This is a genomic window from Paenibacillus sp. FSL L8-0502 (assembly GCF_038593055.1).
GTDB classification, from domain to species: domain Bacteria; phylum Bacillota; class Bacilli; order Paenibacillales; family Paenibacillaceae; genus Paenibacillus; species Paenibacillus polymyxa_D.
In genome coordinates, this window is record NZ_CP151958.1 from 1762658 (window position 1) to 1781422 (window position 18765).

General features: G+C 42.8%; 17 protein-coding genes and 1 pseudogene. 16 read left to right on the top strand and 2 right to left on the bottom strand.

Going from position 1 to position 18765, the window contains the following annotated elements; genetic code table 11:
• Nucleotides 1-382 precede the first annotated feature (382 nt).
• Nucleotides 383-1153: an ANT(4')-I family aminoglycoside nucleotidyltransferase gene (locus NSQ57_RS07890; protein WP_069012790.1), complete on the bottom strand. Its 771-nt coding sequence runs from the start codon at nucleotides 1151-1153 to the stop codon at nucleotides 383-385.
• Nucleotides 1154-1761: 608 nt separating this feature from the next.
• Between NSQ57_RS07890 and NSQ57_RS07895 the strand changes: the two genes are divergently transcribed.
• Both NSQ57_RS07895 and NSQ57_RS07900 read left to right on the top strand, forming a co-directional pair.
• Complete coding sequence (locus NSQ57_RS07895) at nucleotides 1762-2343, top strand: sigma-70 family RNA polymerase sigma factor (protein WP_238794812.1); 582 nt, start codon at nucleotides 1762-1764, stop codon at nucleotides 2341-2343.
• Nucleotides 2300-3997: a DUF4179 domain-containing protein gene (locus NSQ57_RS07900; protein WP_342425875.1), complete on the top strand. Its 1698-nt coding sequence runs from the start codon at nucleotides 2300-2302 to the stop codon at nucleotides 3995-3997. Before NSQ57_RS07895 ends, NSQ57_RS07900 begins: the two co-directional genes overlap by 44 nt.
• A gap of 185 nt (nucleotides 3998-4182) precedes the next feature.
• On the opposite strand, the gene infC is transcribed toward NSQ57_RS07900, so the two are convergent.
• Nucleotides 4183-4695, bottom strand: coding sequence for a translation initiation factor IF-3 (infC, locus tag NSQ57_RS07905; protein ID WP_029516555.1), 513 nt, complete (start codon nucleotides 4693-4695; stop codon nucleotides 4183-4185).
• Nucleotides 4696-4863: 168 nt separating this feature from the next.
• Between infC and NSQ57_RS07910 the strand changes: the two genes are divergently transcribed.
• From NSQ57_RS07910 to NSQ57_RS07975, 14 genes and pseudogenes are all read left to right on the top strand, one after another.
• The gene (locus NSQ57_RS07910) at nucleotides 4864-5859 is read left to right on the top strand and encodes an iron-siderophore ABC transporter substrate-binding protein (RefSeq protein ID WP_165145161.1); all 996 of its coding nucleotides are present in this window, start codon (nucleotides 4864-4866) and stop codon (nucleotides 5857-5859) included.
• Nucleotides 5856-7904 carry an iron ABC transporter permease gene (locus NSQ57_RS07915; RefSeq protein WP_342425876.1) on the top strand — a complete coding sequence of 683 codons (2049 nt, stop codon included), beginning with the start codon at nucleotides 5856-5858 and terminating at the stop codon, nucleotides 7902-7904. Before NSQ57_RS07910 ends, NSQ57_RS07915 begins: the two co-directional genes overlap by 4 nt.
• 130 nt (nucleotides 7905-8034) lie before the next feature.
• A complete protein-coding gene (locus tag NSQ57_RS07920) occupies nucleotides 8035-8346 on the top strand; it encodes a helix-turn-helix transcriptional regulator (protein ID WP_023987858.1) in 312 nt (103 codons plus the stop codon).
• A 76-nt stretch (nucleotides 8347-8422) separates the two neighbouring features.
• Nucleotides 8423-9598 carry an MFS transporter gene (locus NSQ57_RS07925; RefSeq protein WP_342425877.1) on the top strand — a complete coding sequence of 392 codons (1176 nt, stop codon included), beginning with the start codon at nucleotides 8423-8425 and terminating at the stop codon, nucleotides 9596-9598.
• Between the two features lie 233 nt (nucleotides 9599-9831).
• Entirely contained in the window at nucleotides 9832-10365 is a 534-nt protein-coding gene (locus NSQ57_RS07930; RefSeq protein WP_342425878.1) for a hypothetical protein, read from the top strand.
• 85 nt (nucleotides 10366-10450) lie between these two features.
• A complete protein-coding gene (locus NSQ57_RS07935) occupies nucleotides 10451-11125 on the top strand; it encodes a VOC family protein (protein WP_342425879.1) in 675 nt (224 codons plus the stop codon).
• A 100-nt stretch (nucleotides 11126-11225) separates the two neighbouring features.
• The gene (locus tag NSQ57_RS07940) at nucleotides 11226-11681 is read left to right on the top strand and encodes a GNAT family N-acetyltransferase (protein WP_029516562.1); all 456 of its coding nucleotides are present in this window, start codon (nucleotides 11226-11228) and stop codon (nucleotides 11679-11681) included.
• Between the two features lie 223 nt (nucleotides 11682-11904).
• Nucleotides 11905-13236 carry a helix-turn-helix transcriptional regulator gene (locus NSQ57_RS07945; RefSeq protein WP_342425880.1) on the top strand — a complete coding sequence of 444 codons (1332 nt, stop codon included), beginning with the start codon at nucleotides 11905-11907 and terminating at the stop codon, nucleotides 13234-13236.
• A 450-nt stretch (nucleotides 13237-13686) separates the two neighbouring features.
• On the top strand, nucleotides 13687-15060 hold the full coding sequence (locus tag NSQ57_RS07950) for a helix-turn-helix transcriptional regulator (protein ID WP_342425881.1): 1374 nt from the start codon (nucleotides 13687-13689) through the stop codon (nucleotides 15058-15060).
• Nucleotides 15061-15222: 162 nt separating this feature from the next.
• Nucleotides 15223-15627 (top strand): hypothetical protein, encoded by a 405-nt coding sequence (locus NSQ57_RS07955; RefSeq protein WP_342425882.1) that lies wholly within the window; start codon nucleotides 15223-15225, stop codon nucleotides 15625-15627.
• A 700-nt stretch (nucleotides 15628-16327) separates the two neighbouring features.
• Entirely contained in the window at nucleotides 16328-17107 is a 780-nt protein-coding gene (locus NSQ57_RS07960; protein WP_230584964.1) for a hypothetical protein, read from the top strand.
• Nucleotides 17108-17256: 149 nt separating this feature from the next.
• On the top strand, nucleotides 17257-17421 hold the full coding sequence (locus NSQ57_RS07965) for a hypothetical protein (protein ID WP_155271686.1): 165 nt from the start codon (nucleotides 17257-17259) through the stop codon (nucleotides 17419-17421).
• Nucleotides 17422-17868: 447 nt separating this feature from the next.
• Nucleotides 17869-18417 (top strand): RNA 2'-phosphotransferase, encoded by a 549-nt coding sequence (locus tag NSQ57_RS07970; RefSeq protein ID WP_342425883.1) that lies wholly within the window; start codon nucleotides 17869-17871, stop codon nucleotides 18415-18417.
• A gap of 195 nt (nucleotides 18418-18612) precedes the next feature.
• Nucleotides 18613-18732 (top strand): annotated as a pseudogene (locus NSQ57_RS07975) (DUF1805 domain-containing protein); the annotation flags it as partial.
• Nucleotides 18733-18765: the final 33 nt, after the last annotated feature.

Below are 18765 nucleotides of genomic sequence, written 5' to 3' on the forward strand. Positions count from 1 at the left end.
ATCTATCATAGTGCCTAAGGCCCTGTTGTTGGATATTAACAAAAATAAAATCTATATAAAGCTTTATGTGTAAAATTTTAATGGAGTACACTGGAATTGTACATTTTTTGCATGTGTATACGAATGAGGAAAGTATGTGAGCATCGGATATAGATAAGCAAAGACAGAGTTACATATACAGAGAATAAAGGAGGTAGTGGGTGAAATCAAGTAGTTTAAATTTTAAATATATTACAGTGGAAAAACATAACGGAGAAGTACTATTCATCCAGAAGAAAAGTAAAATTCCCCCTTAACGAAAGGGGGACTGGGCATATAAAAAACATGATATATTAACATGGTATATTATAGTAAGTGAAATTAAAGCGAATTTTATTTTCGATCAAAAGGGGATCCGTTGTGATCGAATAAGGTAGTCATGTTCGACTGCCCAATTCACAAGACCACTCCAGAAATCTTCACAGGCTGAAATGATCTTCGCTGGTTCAGCTAAATCTCCGGACATAACCAACTTAACTACATGATCAAGTCCTTCTGGACGACTCGGCAGTTCCAGGGCCTCCGGTAGAACCATTGAACCCGTTGAGAAGAGCTTCTGATTGTGTAACCCAACTAACATAGCCCCATATTGGGCAAACTGCATTACCAAGTATGGCAAGTAGGTATGAGGACCATTTACACGGACATTCCTAAGCTTTCCTATAAACTCGTACATTTCACCTACAAGCACTTCGTTGATGGCATGCCTGAAATCTTCCTTTGTGGGGGATTCGGCAGCTTCCTTTAATATAGAAAAAAAGTCTTCAGGATCATACAGACGAAGTGGGGAAAAGAAGGGGCCATGTGTCAACGGCCATTCGCCCTCAACAGTAGAGGCAATTTTAAGAAGAACGTCTGAACTACAGACGTTCACCTCCGCTTTCCAGGGTCCCGCTGACCATTCATGGCTAAATTCTACGGGGCCGTTTGATTCACTTAGTACACAAAACATTTCAATGTCCGAGAAAGGGCCGTCAGTACCTTTGGCAACAGATCCATAGACCCCTATAGCCAGAATTTTGTCTCTATATACTTCATGTAACCTCGCAGCTATATCGTGGCAAGTCTGAAGTCTCTCACTTCGAGAAATGTTGACAGGTCCATTCATGTTCATTAGTATCCTCCTCTGTTTTATTAGGGTGAGTTGAAACTAAAACATGGATGGAGGAGCTCGGGCTTAACGGGGGACATTTTTTCGATTCATTCGAATTCCTCCCAAGCGATTTTGTTATGGGGATTGTACCCAAACGGGTTTATTTTAGCAAGCATGTTGCCTTTTCTATCTTGCTTACGGCTATGATAGGGCGGTTATAGGGTGAATCCATAGCTGAAAATTGTTGCTGGAGAGCTGTGGAAAATAGCGGCAAGTTTAATGCATATATTTTATGAGTAAAGCGATGATCTGAAGAAGTTATTTTTTAAGGGAACTAGAAAAATTATGGTCAATAATTTTCTTTTCTCGAATCAATCTTCGTAAACCCAATACTTGTGCCCTACGCTATAGCACTTGGATGGGACTAGCCCAGAAAGAAACAGATGAAAACGGGACAGGCTGATCTTCTCATAGCTGAACTAGGCATAGAGGAATGAGTCATATGTTCAGACCTCGAGGGCAACAAAAACTCAAGGTCTTTTTTATATGGATCGAGTGAGAGAAAAAATGCAGATTAGGAGTCTTAGAAGCAAGACAAACAAAAGCCAGACCTAAAAGGAGGGGAACGCGTGGAGCTGACAGACGATCATTCAATTATTGAAGCTGTACTAAAAGGCAATAAACAAGCGTACGCGGGCATTGTCCGGCGCTATCAGAATAAGCTTTACGGATTGTTCCGCAAGATGGGGTCTTCCGAAGCGGATGCTCAGGATCTGACTCAGGAGACACTACTTAAAGCCTATCGTAAACTGGGAGCGCATAACCCGACGCAGAGTTTTGCCGGTTGGATGTATACAATTGCTGTCAATTTGCAGAAGGACCGTGGACGCCGAAAAGATCCAAAGTCTCTGACACAGGAAGATACATATGAACGTGAAACACCTGAATCGAAGTTGCTGCAAAAGGAACTGCGTTTCGAATTGGATTGCTTGTTAGAGACGCTGCCCGAGCATTATCGACTTGTGTTGATTCTGCGCTACACCAACCAACTGAGTCACAAGGAGATCGCTGGTATTACTGGCATGTCGGTTCGGCAGGTTAACAACGCCGTCCACCGTGCTAAAATCAGTCTGCGCAAAACCGTAGAAGCCAAGGAGGGGCAACGTTATGAGAGTCTGGGATCGTACAACAACGAAAAAAGCCAATCTTGAAACAGAGGACGGCAAATCGACGATAGAAGACAGAAACTGGGAAATTTTGTTGTTTCACGAAAGGCTATCTAATGAGTTTACCGACCAGGTGATGCTGGCGCTGGAAGGAATCGAGATCGAACCAGCTGACAGAGCCGACGCGAGCGATCATGATGTATCCAGATACTCTCCGAGCGAGCAACCAGCGGAAGCGGAGGCACAGATCTTGACGGGACCGACTGAATACAGGAATCGGCAACAGAACGCAGCCGCGTACGATGACACGTCCATCGTCGCCCAGGTGAAACATTACCGCGCTGCCAGACGCACTTCACAGTTTAAAGTATGGAGTTTGGTGGTCGCCGTCGTTGTATTTGTGGTTAGCACACTGCTGTATACGCAGCCGACTCTTGCAGATATGGTGAGGTCGCTGTTTGCGAAAGACAGCTATGTGGATAATGGCATGAAGAAGGTCCGTGAAGCAGGACTGGTACAGATTTCGGGTGCCAGTGCTAAAGATCAGGGTTACACTCTGAAAGTCAACGAACTTATCGCCGATTCGACTAGAATGATTATCGGAATCGAAGTTTTCGATGTTGAAGGAAATGCTGTAACCGGGGATTTTAGTATTCAAGATGTCGATTTCAGCCTCTTTGATAACCAGAGAGGTGATGTTGGCGCTGTTCCTTTTGAAGTAAGCACAGGGGGCAACGAGAATATTAGTAGGATTGAGTTCGACTTTATGCGGCCGGTACTGACCGACAAGCTGCAGCTTAGTGCACATATCCGTGAATTGAGGCTGTATGCGGACAAACTTAATGTGGAAGCTCCTATTAAAACGGTAAAAGGAGATTGGAGACTGGATGTGGAGGCAGATCTAACCAAAGCCAAAGCGCAAACGTTGCTGACTCCGATTGATAAAACGTATGAGACGCCAAGCGGCTTACGTATTCACATGCAGGGAGCTACCCGGACGCCGAGCGGCGGATCATTGGAATATACTACAGAGTTGACCCCAGAAGCCGCAGACCGAGCGCTGAACGGACAAAGCGGGTTCCACGAGCTTAAGTATCATCTGGAAGATGCACACGGGAAATGGCTTGGGGATAACAGAGACCCTGAATTCGGACGTCGATCTGGATTGGACCGTTGGAGTGGCAAGACGCACTGGTTCTACCAGTTTAATGATTTTGCCTATGATAAGCAGCAAATTCGATTCGTATTGGACGGCTATATAATTCGAGAGAGAAGCGAGGCGTCGGTCGTGCTCGACCCGGCTCAAACTTCAGCTGTGCATCCCGTTAAATTCGAAGACTCGGGTGATGCTTATCTGTTCAAGGGGCTCAAACTTCGTTCCAACAGTTCTAATTCGGGCAAAATGTATGCGACCATTCCGATAGGCGGTATCTTCAGTAGTCCTAACTTCACGCAAGACATTTGGGTTGCCGTTGACGAAAATAATAAGGAGTATTCGATGTTTTTTGGCGGAGGCTACACAACAGATCGTTCAGGTGTAATCGAGCTGCAGGAGGATGCCGGATATTTCGTCGATGGGCTAAATCAAATGCCGAAACAGCTCACGCTAAAACGAAAGGTCGTCAACCATTTGTACAAGGATGCCGATTGGTCGTTTGTCATACCGCAAACGGGAACGAACGGCGTCATCCTGAAATAAGCAAGCGGGTATGTATCGAGGTTGATGGATGAGAAGCGTTTTTGGTATGCTCCCTTGGTGCAAAGTAGCTATGACAAGAAAGAGCCTGAATCATACCCTGTAACCAAGGAATTTATAACAGAGGGCCGAATGGGCCCTCTGTTTCCTACGGTCTAAGTGACTGGTCCAATTTACTGATTCGCCATTCAGCGAGGGTTTAATTTCACTTGTGAGCCCTTGCCGCCCGTCTGGATTCCAGTATCCTTCACTCCGGCTTCCTTCAAATCGATTAGTAGCCGCTCTAGTACCGCTTTGGCGACAGGCGCTTCTTTTGCACCAGACGCTTTAACGACCAGCTGCACCGGTTTGCCGGAACGCAGATGTTTGTCTGCCTGACGCAGCTTCGTGTCGTAATCATGTTCCTCAATATGAGCAGTGAAGCGAAGCTCCTTGATCTTTTCTTTGCCGCTGTTTTTTGCGGCTCGGCCGACATTTTTGCTTGCTGCGGCTTCTTTTTGCGCCAGCGCTTTTCCTTTACCCTTCGCGACCAAGCTACAGGGTGGTGGACTGCTCATCAATGAGGTGCAGACCAGGTCCACCCCTTTGGATCGGGCCATAGCCAAGGCTTCTGACTTGGATACAACGCCGAGCTTCTCCCCTGCGAGTCCAGTGAGTACCACTTCGTCAGCTTTAATTTGCTCGTTGATTAATACCGCCACGTAAATGAAGCCTCCCTTAAACAATGATAAAGCTATCATATACGGAACCTGTTTGCGATTCAATTTTAGATTTATCTGTATTGACAAAAGTCACTAAGCCCTATAATCTTTTACTGATAATGATTATCATTTTCCAATGCAATATACATACAGGGGTGATTGAGAGAAATGAAAAAGATGTTGAATAGCCTATTATTATTTGTAGTTTTTACTATTGTATTGGCGGGCTGCGGTGCGGCTGGGGATAGCTCGAAGACGGAAGGTACTGCAGGGTCTGAGCAGACATCCACAACGGCTGGTCCGGTTACGGTTAAGGATGACCATGGGGAAGTCAAGCTGGACAAGCCAGCGGAACGTGTAGTTGTACTCGAATGGACGTTTACCGAGGACCTCATTGCACTTGGCGTACAGCCTGTCGGTAATGCGGACAATGAAAACTACAAGCTGTGGGTAACACCGGAGGCGAAGCTGGCTGATACCGTAACTGATATCGGCACACGGGGCGAACCGAATCTAGAAGCGATTGCGGCGCTTAAGCCGGATCTTATTATCACTAACGCCGATAACAATGCAGCGATCTATGCACAGCTTAAGGGGATAGCACCGACAATAGAATTCGATCCTTACAAGGGGAACGGCTATGATTACGACCGTATGGTCGAAATTTTCAAGCAAGTCGCTGTGGCTACCGGAAAAACGGAACAGGCTGATAAGGTCCTAAGCGAACTTGACCAGCACTATGTAGAGGCAAAGGCAACATTGGAGAAAGCGGGCAAAGCAGACTTTCACTATGCGCTAACACAGGCCTTCACAGCTCAAAATGCTGCCAGTCTGCGAATGTTCAAGGAAAATTCGGTTGTAGTGGGAACGCTCGCGAAAATCGGCATGGTGAACGACTGGAAGTCGGACAAGACCGAGAAATACGGGTTTAGCACCGTTGGTATTGAAGCTCTTCCTGCTGTACAGGATAGTAATTTTATCTACATTACGCAAAAGACGGACGATGTATTTGGAGCCGCAATGAAGAACAACTCCGTATGGAACGGACTAAACTTTGTCAAAGAAAAACGAACCTATCCACTGGACGGTACAACATGGACGTTCGGCGGCCCGATCTCATCTAAAGTACTCGTTGATCAGGTAGTCGGAGCTCTGACGAAATGACCCGTACAGGCACAAGGGGGTTATCGAAAACTTGGCGTGTAGGAAGCATCTTTGGGGGCGGATTGATCGTCCTCATCGTGCTTTTTTTTGTAAGCTTGTGTTATGGAGAGGCTTCAATCCCGCTGCATACAGTAATTGAGGCGTTGACCCAGCGTCAGAATACGCTTGAACATAACATGGTGTGGGATCTACGAATGCCGCGTACGGTCATCGGAATCCTGGCTGGTGGTGCGCTTGCAATCGCTGGTGCTTTGCTTCAGGCCATCACCAAAAATCCGCTGGCGGCTTCTGATACACTAGGAATTAACGCTGGTGCCTACTTTGTAGTTGTCCTTGGCGCGGTGATGTTTCCCGGACTGCTGCATCAGGCGCCGTTTCTATTTGCCGCTGTCGGCGGCCTTCTGGCAGCGGTACTCGCTTACTTCATGGGCGGGGGACGAGCGGGAAGTCCGATTCGGTTGGCGCTTGCCGGCTTGATTGTATCCATGGTTCTCGGTTCGTTTACCGGAGCTTTGCATATCTTTTATTCATTTGAAACGCAGGGACTGTTTCTCTGGGGTTCTGGCTCGCTTGTGCAAAACGACTGGAGCGGGACGACTTACGCCTGGCCCTGGGTCGTAGGACTCTCGGTCATTGCCTTTCTGCTGTCAAGACAATTTGATGTCCTGGATCTGGATGAGTCCACATCCACGTCACTTGGACAAAAGGTTAGTTTGACCCGGGCGGTGGGTATTGTATTAGCTGTCCTGCTGTCGACCATTACAGTTAGCGTCATTGGACCTATTGGTTTTGTGGGTTTGGTAGCTCCTCATTTGGTGCGCTTAAGCGGCCTGAAAATGCATCGCTGGGTGCTGCCTGGTTCCTTTCTATGGGGGGCATTACTGTTGACCGGCGCTGACGTGCTGGCGAAGATGGTCCACCAATCAAGCATGGATCTGCCGACCGGAGCAATGATGGCCTTGATTGGGGCTCCTTGGTTAATTTGGTTGATTCTGTGGAAGATGAAGCTGCCTTCTGGGATTAATGGACAATCTTCAATGAACATAGGTGTGCGCTCTCGGAAATTACCCTATGGCAGGCTGGTCACGTTGCTTGGGTGCGGTGCCGTGCTGTTGACCGTATTCAGCCTGATGTTTGGAGGGATGCGAATTCCGGTTGGCGATTTGCTGTCTGGCCTGTTTGGCGGTGAGAACGCAAATTCAGCCTTGCTGCAGTTTAGAATTCCGCGCACGCTGGTGGCAGCCGGGGCTGGTATCGCGCTTGCAGTCAGCGGTGTCTTGATCCAATTAGCCGTTCGTAACCCCTTAGCGGATGCCTCGATCATTGGTGTTTCTTCAGGGGCTGGCTTTGGAGCGCTTGCAGTGATTATCGTTTGGCCTGGGCTGCCTGTTTATATGCTGCCCATCGCGGCGATTGCTGGAGCGACGGTGTCGGCGGCGGTGATCTTCTTTTTATCATGGAACAAGCACCTAAACCCGTCTGTGGTCATCCTACTTGGGATTGCCGTATCAGCGATCGGAGCAGCTGGCATTCAGATACTGATTATCCAAGGTTCGCTTTGGGGCAGCACAGGCTATATTTGGCTGACGGGTAGTACCTACGCTCGAAACTGGGGGCAGGTGGCGACGATTTTGGCTTTTCTGCTCGTGTTGTTGCCAATAGCCTGGTGGCTAGCTCGCCGCTTCGATCTTTTGGTGTTTGACGACAGCAGCGCTATGGGACTGGGACTTCCGGTGCGCCGCACCCGGTTGCTGGCGATGGCAGTGGGGGTGCTGCTGGCGGGCGGAGCGGTAGCCTGTGTAGGTACAGTTGGCTTCATCGGGCTGATTGCTCCGCATATCGTGCGTACGTTGATTGGGCACCATGTACGTCGCTCTATCGTTCTGTCTAGCATCTTGGGAGCGGTAATGCTGGTGCTGGCTGATACGATTGGACGGACAGTGCTTGCGCCGACTGAAATTCCTTCCGGATTACTGATCGCACTGATCGGTGCACCGTATTTCCTGTACTTGATGTATCGCTCCAATAAGAGTAAGTCAGTGTAGTTGAATATGTACTTGAACAGGCTGTTTCCCAACGGATTTCCCGTGGGAAAGCAGCCTTTATTATTTATTTTTCTACGTAATCATTGGACTTTATATTTACAAATCTAATAAAATAGATATAATGTTTTATATGGAACCGTCATTGATTTATAAAGCATTGTCAAACGAAACTCGTCGTCTAATTATGCTGTGGTTAAAAAAACCAGAAGAGTTTTTTGATGAACAGGCTTATCTGAAGCAAGGGCTTAATTTTCAAATTGGTGTATGTGTGGGAGATATTCAGGCTAAAGCGGGACTTGCGCAGTCTGTGATTTCAAGTTATTTATTAACGATGCAAAAATCCGGTTTGTTAGAGTCTGAGCGTATTGGGAAGTGGACGTACTATCGTCGGAATGAAAAAACAATCCGGGAATTTGCCGAGTATGTTCAAAAGGAATTATAAATAGAAAGGAGGTTTTTTTTCACAATACATATCTACAAATCTATATATATAATTAAATTGGAGGCTTATACTTAAAATGAAAAAGGTTAACCCGTTACTTATTATCATTCTGGCTTTAGGCGTATTCGGTATTATTACAACGGAAATGGGAATTATAGGCGTTCTTCCTCAAGTAACCCAAAAATTCAATGTATCAGCTGCCCAGGCGGGTTGGCTCGTTAGTATATTTTCTTTCGTTGTTGCCCTTTCAGGTCCGTTTTTGACCTTACTCGTTTCCAGCATGAATCGTAAAGTCATTCTATTAACCGCTGTATTCAGTTTTGTCATCTCCAATATAGTCTACGCCTATACCACTCATTTTGAGGTCATGCTCATTTTTCGTGTTCTTCCCGCTATTTTTCATCCTGTCTTTTTTTCGGTCGCCCTCGTGACTGCAGCTCATCTTGTCCCCCGTGAAAAGAGTAGTAAAGCCGTCACCAAGGTTTTCGCTGGAATTACGGTAGGATTTGCGTTTGGCGTGCCTTTGACTTCCTATCTTGCTGAAAAGATATCGTTAGAAGCTGCTTTCTTATTTGGAGCTGTCGTAAGCATGATTGCATTTGTGGGAATACTCGTATGGCTTCCTTCCCTGCCCGTTCAGGAAAAGATGTCTTATGGCAAACAGCTTGGTATATTACGTAAACCTCAATTGTGGTTCAACATTGTGACTGTTATTTTTATCTTTGCAGCTATGTTTTCGGTGTATAGCTATTTTGCCGAATATCTTGGAGAAGTAACTCTGATGAACGGGTCATGGATCAGTATGATGTTGATGGTCTTTGGAATCGTCATGATTTTTGGGAATTTTTTATTCGGGGGATTATTACATAAAAATCTGACCAAGACCGTAATTATGTTCCCATTGCTATATATGGTCATTTACGTATTCACCTATGCTCTGGGTGCTTCTTTCCTACCGATGTTTGTGGTTGTGCTCACTTGGGGGGCCGTGCATTCTGGGGGGCTTATTATTAGTCAAACATGGTTAACCACGGAAGCGAAAGAAGCTCCAGAGTTTGGTAATAGCCTGTTTGTCTCATTTTCTAATCTAGGTATTACGATAGGGGCTGCTACGGGCGGGTGGTTTATCTCTCACTTGGGAATACACCAGCTCATCTGGAGCGGAATGATGTTCGCATTACTAGCTTTTTCATCCATTATCATAAAAATAAAAATATTCAATTCGAATGCAGCGGAAGCCAACGTGCGTTAAAATATGGAGAGACATTAGAAGAGTACTCTACAAGATGACCATAAAATGATGCATGGGGTGATGTTGATTGAATATCGTATGGACTTCGATCTTAATGACATTCGTAATCGTTAGCGGGATCTTGGCGTTGCTCATCTGGGGAGTGATATCCTTAATCAAGCGCTTTCGCTAAACGCAATGAGGAGTAGACATCTCTATGTGTTGAACTTATATTATCCAATTGGGAGGAATAGATGAATATTCGAATGTACCACGATCTGGAGGCTCAATTGGAAGAAGAGATTTGGGAGCTTGGAGAGGATGCAGCTCATACACTCCCATTAGATAGCAACTTGGCTGTGGAAAAAGCCCAGAAGGCTTGGGATCTAATACCCGAGCCTAAGCATAAATGGGGCATCACAGGTGTAACCTTGCATCAATACGTTAAAATTCTCAATTATAACGGGCATACTCAGCGATCAGTAGAGCTTTTAAATGAGGAGATTTTAGATTTGGAAGGTACAGGGTACCGCATTATACATGCTGAACCTTATATTCAGATGGCGGAAACACTTCTTCATCAGAGCAAGCCTGTATTAGCTCATGAATATCTCCAGAAGGCATACTCGATTGGGAGGGCAAGAGCGTTTCGGGACCAGCCCGAGCTTTATCTCGAAATAGCAAAAAGTAAAGCTCTAGATGAACAGGATATACTACTTCAATTTGCGGCGTTAGATGTGAACGCCAAATTTTTAAGCGACTTAAAGGATAATAAACAAACATTGTAATGACCTCATATAGTCTGAGATAAAATGCTGATATGGATTAGACGGACAATGGGTTCCAAAATTATTTGTGGGGAGGACCAATGCATTGAAATTAAAAGAAGTGCTCTTAGCCACCCATAGTTTCGAAGCGATAAAAGCTTTTTACGGCTCTCTCTTGGATTTGCAGGTTGTGGAGGAAAGCTCTTCGCGGCTGTCGTTTCAAGTAGGGGAATCGGTTCTTGCTTTTCAGGAATCCTCCCATATGGAAAATGAGTTTTATCATATTGCGGTTACGATCCCAACGAATAAATTCATAGAAGCAAAACAGTGGGTAATCGACCGTGGAATTTCATTGATTTCAAGACCCCAAGAAGATGAGTTTTTTTTCGAAAACTGGAATGCAACAGCGCTTTACTTCTATGATCCGGATCATAACCTTGTCGAGTTCATCGCTCACCATACACTCGACAATGCAGTCACTGAAGCTTTCGGGCCCAACTCTCTACTTCGTATAAGCGAGATCGGTCTTCCTGTCGATGATGTCCCTGAAGTATCTAGGATAATCACCGAAACGTTCCAACTTGATCCATGGGGAGGGGCTGGACAAAAATTCGCGCCGCTAGGGAATGTTGAAGGATCATTTATAGTCATAGACAAGCAACGGCCTTGGTTTCCTGATGATAGGCTTCCGGCCGTATTTAATACCAGTGTCTTGTTTGAAGGTCCATACTCCGCCCGTCTTTCACTGCATAATGGTTTGTATGAATTGAGGTCAACCTGAGTTAAGGCTTCATCTCATCGCCATCACCCCCGGATTTCTGGAATAAAGCTTACGATAAGGGGGGAAACCCGGGGGCCATAATACATTCAGGAGAGAATATATGAATATTAGACTACTTAATTCAAATGAAAAATATCCAATAGATCTCTTGCTACTAGCTGATCCTTCGCGCCAACTTGTTGAGGAATATTTGAAAAGAGGGCAGTGTTATGTAGCAGAAATTGACAATCATATTGTTGGAGTCTATGTTCTTTTACCTACAAGACCTGAAACAGTTGAGTTAGTGAATATAGCAGTATCAGAAGATATGCATGGTAAAGGAATAGGCAGACTATTAGTGACACATGCCATTGAAACAGCTAGGGCACAAGGTTATAAAACGATGGAAATGGGCACAGGAAACTCTAGCATTGGGCAGTTAGCCCTCTACCAAAAATGCGGGTTTAGAATTGTAGGTGTAGATCTAGATTTCTTTATCAGACATAACTATCTAGAAGAAATTTATGAGAATGGCATACAGTGTAGAGATATGATTCGTATGTCTCAGGATTTATAGAGCTTAATTTTCTTTACAAACCCTTCAAAGGTATCTTAAGTAAGGTTCTGAAAGGTATATGATATTGTGCCAAAAGATGGTACAATGAATTGCGGAAAGGCTATACAATCATTGGATTGCAATAGTCCTTTTTTAATGAGTTGATATCCTACTAAGTTCCTGACAAGGGGTGGTTACTTTGTACAACACAACAACCACGATACTCACAGAGATAACAAAACATATGAAAGATCATGATTTAATCCTAAGTGATTTAGCAAGAGAAGCAGAAATGAATCCGGGCACCATGAGCAGTATTATTAATGGGAACCGCACACTTTCAGTCGATCAGTTAGATCGAATTACAAAAGCAATGGGGCTTCCCGTTGGCTATTACTACGAACGGTATGTGTCTGAGTATTTAACAGAGGCTAATCCGAATTGGCGTCGAATGAGTCCTTTTATACATAATTGTGCGAAATTAAATAAATTGGACTGTATACAAGAAGTTGTTAATTTATTGATGGATAAGTTAGGCTATTCAGAATCTTTATTTGAGCTTGCCGAAGAACTTTTTAGAGAAGGGCTTTACGAAGCGGCAACTATTCTATATGAGAATGTGGCTCTAAGTGAGAAAAAGCAATATTCAGAACGTCTGGCTATGTGTCAGTACCGTTTGTTCCATACAAGGCAAGGAGATAATCAAGAGAAAAACTATGAAGCAGCCGTTCAATTTGAAATATACGTTGATCGACTAGATGAGATAGAACAGTTAGATGCATTAAAAGATCTGGCGAATACATACCGTTCGTTACGAAAATGGGACAAAGTAGAATTATTCGCTAAAGCTTTGGGAGACAAGGCAAAAATTCAATATAACATGGAGCAACAACGGCATCCTTCCAAAAGAGAAAATGTAAAGAAACCAAGCTTTCCTCTGTTTGCTTATTGGGCTTTTTCGCATTTACTTCGTGCACAAGCATATGACGAGAGGAAAGACTATGAAATGGGACTTCATCATATCAAAAAATATGCTGATTTAAGCTGGGTTTTGGATACAGATGAAGAAACATTGAAATGGAAAAATAAATATGAGGATTGGGCGGTAGTAAATACTTATGTAAATAAGCTTCTTTCAGGCGAAGAGAGCGTACTTCCCGAGTATGTAGCTTATATTTCTTCAAGGAAAGATGAGGTTCTTCCCGCACTTGATAATATCATCGAGGCAGCTAATCGATACCAATTTGATGTAGATGATATTTTAGAGCAATTCAAGGAGGACATTTCATCTTATTTAGAACAACAAAAAATCGAAGGCTTTTATACTCAAAGATTCATAACAGAGCGTTTTATACATTTTTCTAAGGAATTATCAGTCTACTTTTTGACTAAAGGAAGATTTTCTGATGGTTTTAAATTTTTATTAAATTGTTTGGAAAAATCTACATTAATCAATAATAAATCATATATAATTAAATGTATGAGGCTTTTTGAATCTTATCAGGAGCATTCATCATTTGAGACGAAGACAGCCTACAGAAACTTGATTAATGAGGTGGATCAAGATGAAGCGTAAAATAATTCTGACCTTTTTAGCAACCAGCTTTATGTTAATAGCAATAGTTACTGTCCCTTTACTTTTTCATGATCAAGAACATGGCTATCAACCGAGTCACCATGGCGAAATGTAATTATTCTTAACAGGAAAAAGATGCATGATATTTAAAGTACTTAATAAGGTATAGAGTATAAAACCAAATGGATAATGGAACAGGTTAGATGGAATGATCCGTCTAGCCTTTTTATTGCGTGTTTTGCTGTATATAAGCAAAATGAGGAAATCCTCTTTTGAGGAATATATGTAAAAAGTGCAAAAATGTAATGTGTGCTGTTGTAAACAACGAAGGGTATATGACTTTGTTCCAAAAGACAATGATGGGATAAAGTAATTTTTACTAACTGTTTCTCATTACATGGTTTAATTATGTATTATATGTCGAGTTTATGTTGAAAGGGTGGTTTATCTATGGAGATCACACCTACGATTAGAGCAGAAGTTCAAACCTATCTGATACGGAAAAGCTTAACCATGACCGAGTTTGGTCACATGATTGATTTGAATGTAGGGACAGTTAGTGGCATTGTGACGGGCAACCGATCAATTTCAGTTCACCAGCTAGATCGCATCACTATGGGAATGAATTTACCACCAGATTATTTTTATGAACGTTATATTGAAGAATGTATTGAGGAAGAACCGCTCAACTGGCGAAGAATCAGCCCTTTTTTGTACCGCTGCGTGGAGTTAGGGCGACTTGATTGCTTGCGAAGAGTTGTAGGTATGTTGCTAGATAATCCTGTTTATCTTCCTTCACTTTTTGAAGTAGCCGAGGATTCTTTTAAAAAAGGTTATACTGAAGCAGCGGCGTTCCTTTATGAAAATGTAGCAGAAGGGGAAAAGTATCAGTATTCAGAACGATTAGCCGTTTGCCAGTATCGATTGTTTACGATTCGTATTGGAGACGATCAAGAGAAAGACTATGATGCAGCCATTCAATTTGAGTCTTACATTGAACGGTTAGATGAGACAGATCAGTTAGAGGCATTAAAAGAATTGGCGAATACATACCGCTCGTTACGAAAATGGGACAAATTAGAATTATTCGCTAAAGCACTTGGAGATAAGGCTAAGATTCAATACAATTTGGAACAAAAACGGCATCATATGAATAAAGACAATTCGAAGAAACCCAAATTTCCTTTGTTTGCGTATTGGGCATTCTCGCATTTGCTTCGGGCAGAAGCTTGTGAAGGAAGGAAAGACTATGAGCAAGCACTTCAGCATACTTATGCTTACGCCGATTTGAGTTGGGTGAATGCTACAGATGAAACTGCTTTGAAGTGGAAGAGGCAATATGAAGACTGGGCAGTAGTAAATACGTATGCAAATAAGCTTCTTTCTGGTGATAAGGGCGTTCTTCTTAATTATGTAAATTATATTTCTTCAAGAAAAGAGGAAGTTCTTCCCGCGCTTGATAATATGCTTGAAGCGGCAAATCGATATCATTTTGATGTAGATGATATTTTAATACAATTTGAAGGAGAAATTATCTCCTTTCTGGAGCGGGAAAAAGTGGAAGGGGTGTATACTCAACGCTTCATAACGGAGCGATATACTGATTTCGCAAGGGAATTGGCGATCTATCTTTTGCGCAAGGGGAGGTTTTCAGAAGGCTTCGCATTTTTGTTTAGCTGTTTGGAAAAGTCTGCTGAATCTAATAATAGAATACAAGCAATCAGATGTATGAGGTTGTTTACACATTTTAAAGAACATGCATCTGCTCACACGAAGGAAGTCTATGGAAATCTGATTAAAGCGGTCAACGAAGATGAAGAGTAAGCTGATCCCACCATTCCAGTTTTATGTTAGTAGCCAGTGAAGGCACCTCCTATTGAGCATTGAGAGAATGGCTCGAATTACGGACCAACGGGTCACCACGTGGCAGTCTGAGAATAAAATGCTCTCAAGTTCAAAATCACAGCCATTAGAAGGAGTAAGAGGATGAAGATAGATAAAATAAATGATACCTACTATGCTGGATTTGAAGGAGAACCAGAAATAAGATTGATTTATACAAATTCAGATAAAAGCTATGTATTGAAGATATGGAATGGATACTTTGATACATTAATGGATTGTTTGGTTCAACTAGAATCTGCACAAAGTAATATACTAAGTGAATATTATGCTCACGAAGGCTGGTATGAGGAAAGTCCATGGGAAGTGGAAAATATTAGAGAGACCCTACAATTGTTTGGTTCATTTGATATTAAATATTTGACCGAGGAAGAAGCGAAAAGTTTGACTAATATATTACCTGTACTTCCTGATCTTAAGAACGATATAATTATATTGTTACAAAAAGCCGTCAATGGAAACGGCAATGTGTTCATTGAGTATGATTAATATTTTATAAGCTTGCTCCTTTAACAATAAAATGGGAGCAAGCTTTTTTCATAGTAATTTATCTGATAAAGAAGATAATTTGCATGCACCTAAGAATTAAGAGGCGGGTTTAAACAGGAGAGTCTTCAATCAGGCTACTAACTTAGCCATATGGGTAAAGTATACGGAAGGTGCGTGAATGTTATGAAGTATGATACATTCTTAAAATTATGGGAAGAACAAAATAGTCTAATGAGACTATTGTTCTGTGAAAATAAAGTGTTAGACTGAAAAACAAAGCATTAGACCGTGAAAAATAAAGTTGTAGACTGGCAGCCGGCATTAGCCAACGGGCAGGATAACGCAACCATCAGATGGACTTATGGTTCTCATTTGATACAATTTATCCCAGAAGTATCTTCGAGGGTTAATGAAAAGCAGCGGTGATGAACTAATAGGAGACCAACACAAAAAAGTGGTAGTTTATGGATATGCAATAGTCTACTATAGGATCTTATTCTCGGTTCGTCTGAACCGATTGTAACGGAGATTCATGAAGTGCCTGGAGAGATGGAAATAAAAGTGTTGTCTGACAATGGACAGAGCGGGATTGGAAGAGCGGAAGTGAAGTGGCAAAGCCCGTAAGCGTAGGTCACAGCTCATAATACGAACGGAGAACTATAGCTTAACCAAGAAATTACTGGAAAATGCGGAGGGTAATTTGGATCGTAATTCGCTGGAATCGAGCGGAGATTCACTTCGCAGACAACTGGTGGCACTACGCGCCGAATGGAACTTGGTACTAAAAGGAGGGGCAGGACACATGCAAGAAGAACAGGAAATATTCGCGGGCGACGGATATAACAGGTCGTACGCAATGGCTACGGGTATGCCGATTTTGAATCTTAGGGGTAGCATACCGCGTGAAAGTAACGGCCAACTACCGTTTCCGTGGGTGACAACGGGCATCAGGATTGATAAAGAACAGATGTTGGAAACCGTTATGAAGCAAAAGACACTCGAGTATTTGTTTAATATGCAATTCAGTAAGGAGGAAATGACCGACCGCAATTTGGTTGTAGGCTGTTATGAATACAGGAATCCGAATGACAAGGAACAAATAATGCTATATGCGCTGGTTTCGTTGAAGGAATTTCTCGCGAGATACGGCGATGAACGGGCATTGGAGATTCTGATGCGAGTTGGCTGCACATACGAGAAGATTATGGAGGAATGTGATGAAGCCATTAAAGAACACTTTGCAGTGTTGCGCCGGTCACTTCATTTAAAGAATTTGAGGGACAAATATGATGTCGTTTACGAGTGGAGTGAAGAGGAAGGGGTAAAGACGTACATAATCAGATACACCAAATCGAGTTATACGAAGATTAAAGCTAAATCATTCGAAGAGTTGACCAAACTCTATGATGAGCAACGGAAGAAGGATGCAAAGAAGACGTTCGCGACTCTGGAGCCGTTAGAAGCATTCATGCAAGCATAAGAAAACCGCCCCTTTACGGGGTGGTTATTCAACATTTCATTGAACGAAGATTCGAGGAATATCCAGCGATAGAGAGGATTCTCGACAGTCGCATCGGAAAGTGCTGACCCGTACGCCAGATATGGTCGAATGGGGACTGATGGAAGACGTTGATCCAGCCGATTATTTCGGCAAAACCAATAGAGGTAGAACGATTTAAGGCGATTGGAAGCCTAGCGATTCAGGGAGAATTTATCGCCTCGGTGTTTCTTACTGACGGTAAGCCGATCGGCAGCACCGAAACGGTTGTAGATATATCGCATGAAATAATTTAGCACCACTTGTTACGCTAACAGAGAACGTTAGTTCAATAAACCAGCGGCAGTCTAGGACTTTATTTTCAGGTCCTTGACTGCCGCTGGTTTTATATTTGGGTCAGTCTAAAACTTATTATTCCAAGTCTGACGATTTAGCAATTCAGAATCAGCTTAGGACCAACAAATCCAGTCTAAATCTTTATTTTCATCGGACAACTATTAGATAGGAAGGATTTAAGAATCGGAAATTTTTTATCATGGATTTGATAAGAGGTATTTTCGGTTATTTTCATTGTGGGGGACTTGCAAAAATATTGGAGGCTTATAACAGATACAGTCTAAGAGGTTTTTTAATTGGTGCTACATTTTTCCTTACCGGAGGTTTGGGGCTTTACTTCACAAGGCGCTATGAATCATCGGATAGGTTATTATAGATAGACAAATATTTTATTAAAGGAGTATACAATGTTAACACTAAAACAAGAAGAGAGCCTCAGTAGGTTTATGAGTAAGATTCTTAGGCATACACCAGAACAGTTTGGTCTTGAGCTAGACCATGAGGGTTATTGTGACATTCAAGACCTGATTCAAGGGATAAGATCAGAGAATAGATGGGCCGATGTTAGTGAGTTGGATATCAAGCAAGTAGTAAACCATTGTTCAAAGCAAAGATATGAGATTGTTAATGGGTACATAAGAGCTAATTATGGTCACAGTACAGACAGGTTAGATTATAAGGAAGCTACTCCACCAACCATTCTCTATCACGGTACAAACACAAAGGTAATCCATAATATTTTCAATGAAGGAATTAAGCCAATGGGCAGAAAGTATGTACATCTGTCGGAATCCCTTGAGTTTGCAATTTTAGCAGGCAAAAGACGTGGAGAACTAGTGATTCTCGAAGTCGACACAGCAAAGGCATTAGCTAATCAAGTGAAATTTTATAAAGCCAACCATGGTGTTTGGCTTGCTGACCTTGTGCCGTCACAGTACTTAAAAAAGTTAGAATAAAGCGTAGACATAGTACATTAACTTATGATCAAGAGACTAGATGGAATGATTCGTCTAGTCTTTTTGATTTTGCCTGTTTTGCTGTACATAAATAAGATTTTTAATATTTTGAACGTATCCACGAGTGTCCACACTTACCCGCAAATGCCGCATAAAATATCCCGGATGAATAAAGAGGAGGTGCATGTAATAACCATGATACACATGGAACCCATTCAAGTGGGTGAGCATACATTTATCGGAGTCGAGGTCAGACTGCCTAAAACAACGCTGTTGACGATCTCTAAGTCCCGTGGTTACATCATGTGTGGTGCGTCTAAGATGTACCGAATTTGGGGCAGTGAAATT

What these genes read in the sequence shown, in the direction of transcription:
- NSQ57_RS07890 (WP_069012790.1), bottom strand. Translation starts at nt 1,153, where the DNA reads ATGAACATGAATGGACCTGTCAACATTTCTCGAAGTGAGAGACTTCAG.
- NSQ57_RS07900 (WP_342425875.1), top strand. Translation starts at nt 2,300, where the DNA reads ATGAGAGTCTGGGATCGTACAACAACGAAAAAAGCCAATCTTGAAACA.
- NSQ57_RS07910 (WP_165145161.1), top strand. Translation starts at nt 4,864, where the DNA reads ATGAAAAAGATGTTGAATAGCCTATTATTATTTGTAGTTTTTACTATT.
- NSQ57_RS07915 (WP_342425876.1), top strand. Translation starts at nt 5,856, where the DNA reads ATGACCCGTACAGGCACAAGGGGGTTATCGAAAACTTGGCGTGTAGGA.
- NSQ57_RS07920 (WP_023987858.1), top strand. Translation starts at nt 8,035, where the DNA reads ATGGAACCGTCATTGATTTATAAAGCATTGTCAAACGAAACTCGTCGT.
- NSQ57_RS07925 (WP_342425877.1), top strand. Translation starts at nt 8,423, where the DNA reads ATGAAAAAGGTTAACCCGTTACTTATTATCATTCTGGCTTTAGGCGTA.
- NSQ57_RS07930 (WP_342425878.1), top strand. Translation starts at nt 9,832, where the DNA reads ATGAATATTCGAATGTACCACGATCTGGAGGCTCAATTGGAAGAAGAG.
- NSQ57_RS07940 (WP_029516562.1), top strand. Translation starts at nt 11,226, where the DNA reads ATGAATATTAGACTACTTAATTCAAATGAAAAATATCCAATAGATCTC.
- NSQ57_RS07945 (WP_342425880.1), top strand. Translation starts at nt 11,905, where the DNA reads ATGAAAGATCATGATTTAATCCTAAGTGATTTAGCAAGAGAAGCAGAA.
- NSQ57_RS07950 (WP_342425881.1), top strand. Translation starts at nt 13,687, where the DNA reads ATGGAGATCACACCTACGATTAGAGCAGAAGTTCAAACCTATCTGATA.
- NSQ57_RS07955 (WP_342425882.1), top strand. Translation starts at nt 15,223, where the DNA reads ATGAAGATAGATAAAATAAATGATACCTACTATGCTGGATTTGAAGGA.
- NSQ57_RS07970 (WP_342425883.1), top strand. Translation starts at nt 17,869, where the DNA reads ATGTTAACACTAAAACAAGAAGAGAGCCTCAGTAGGTTTATGAGTAAG.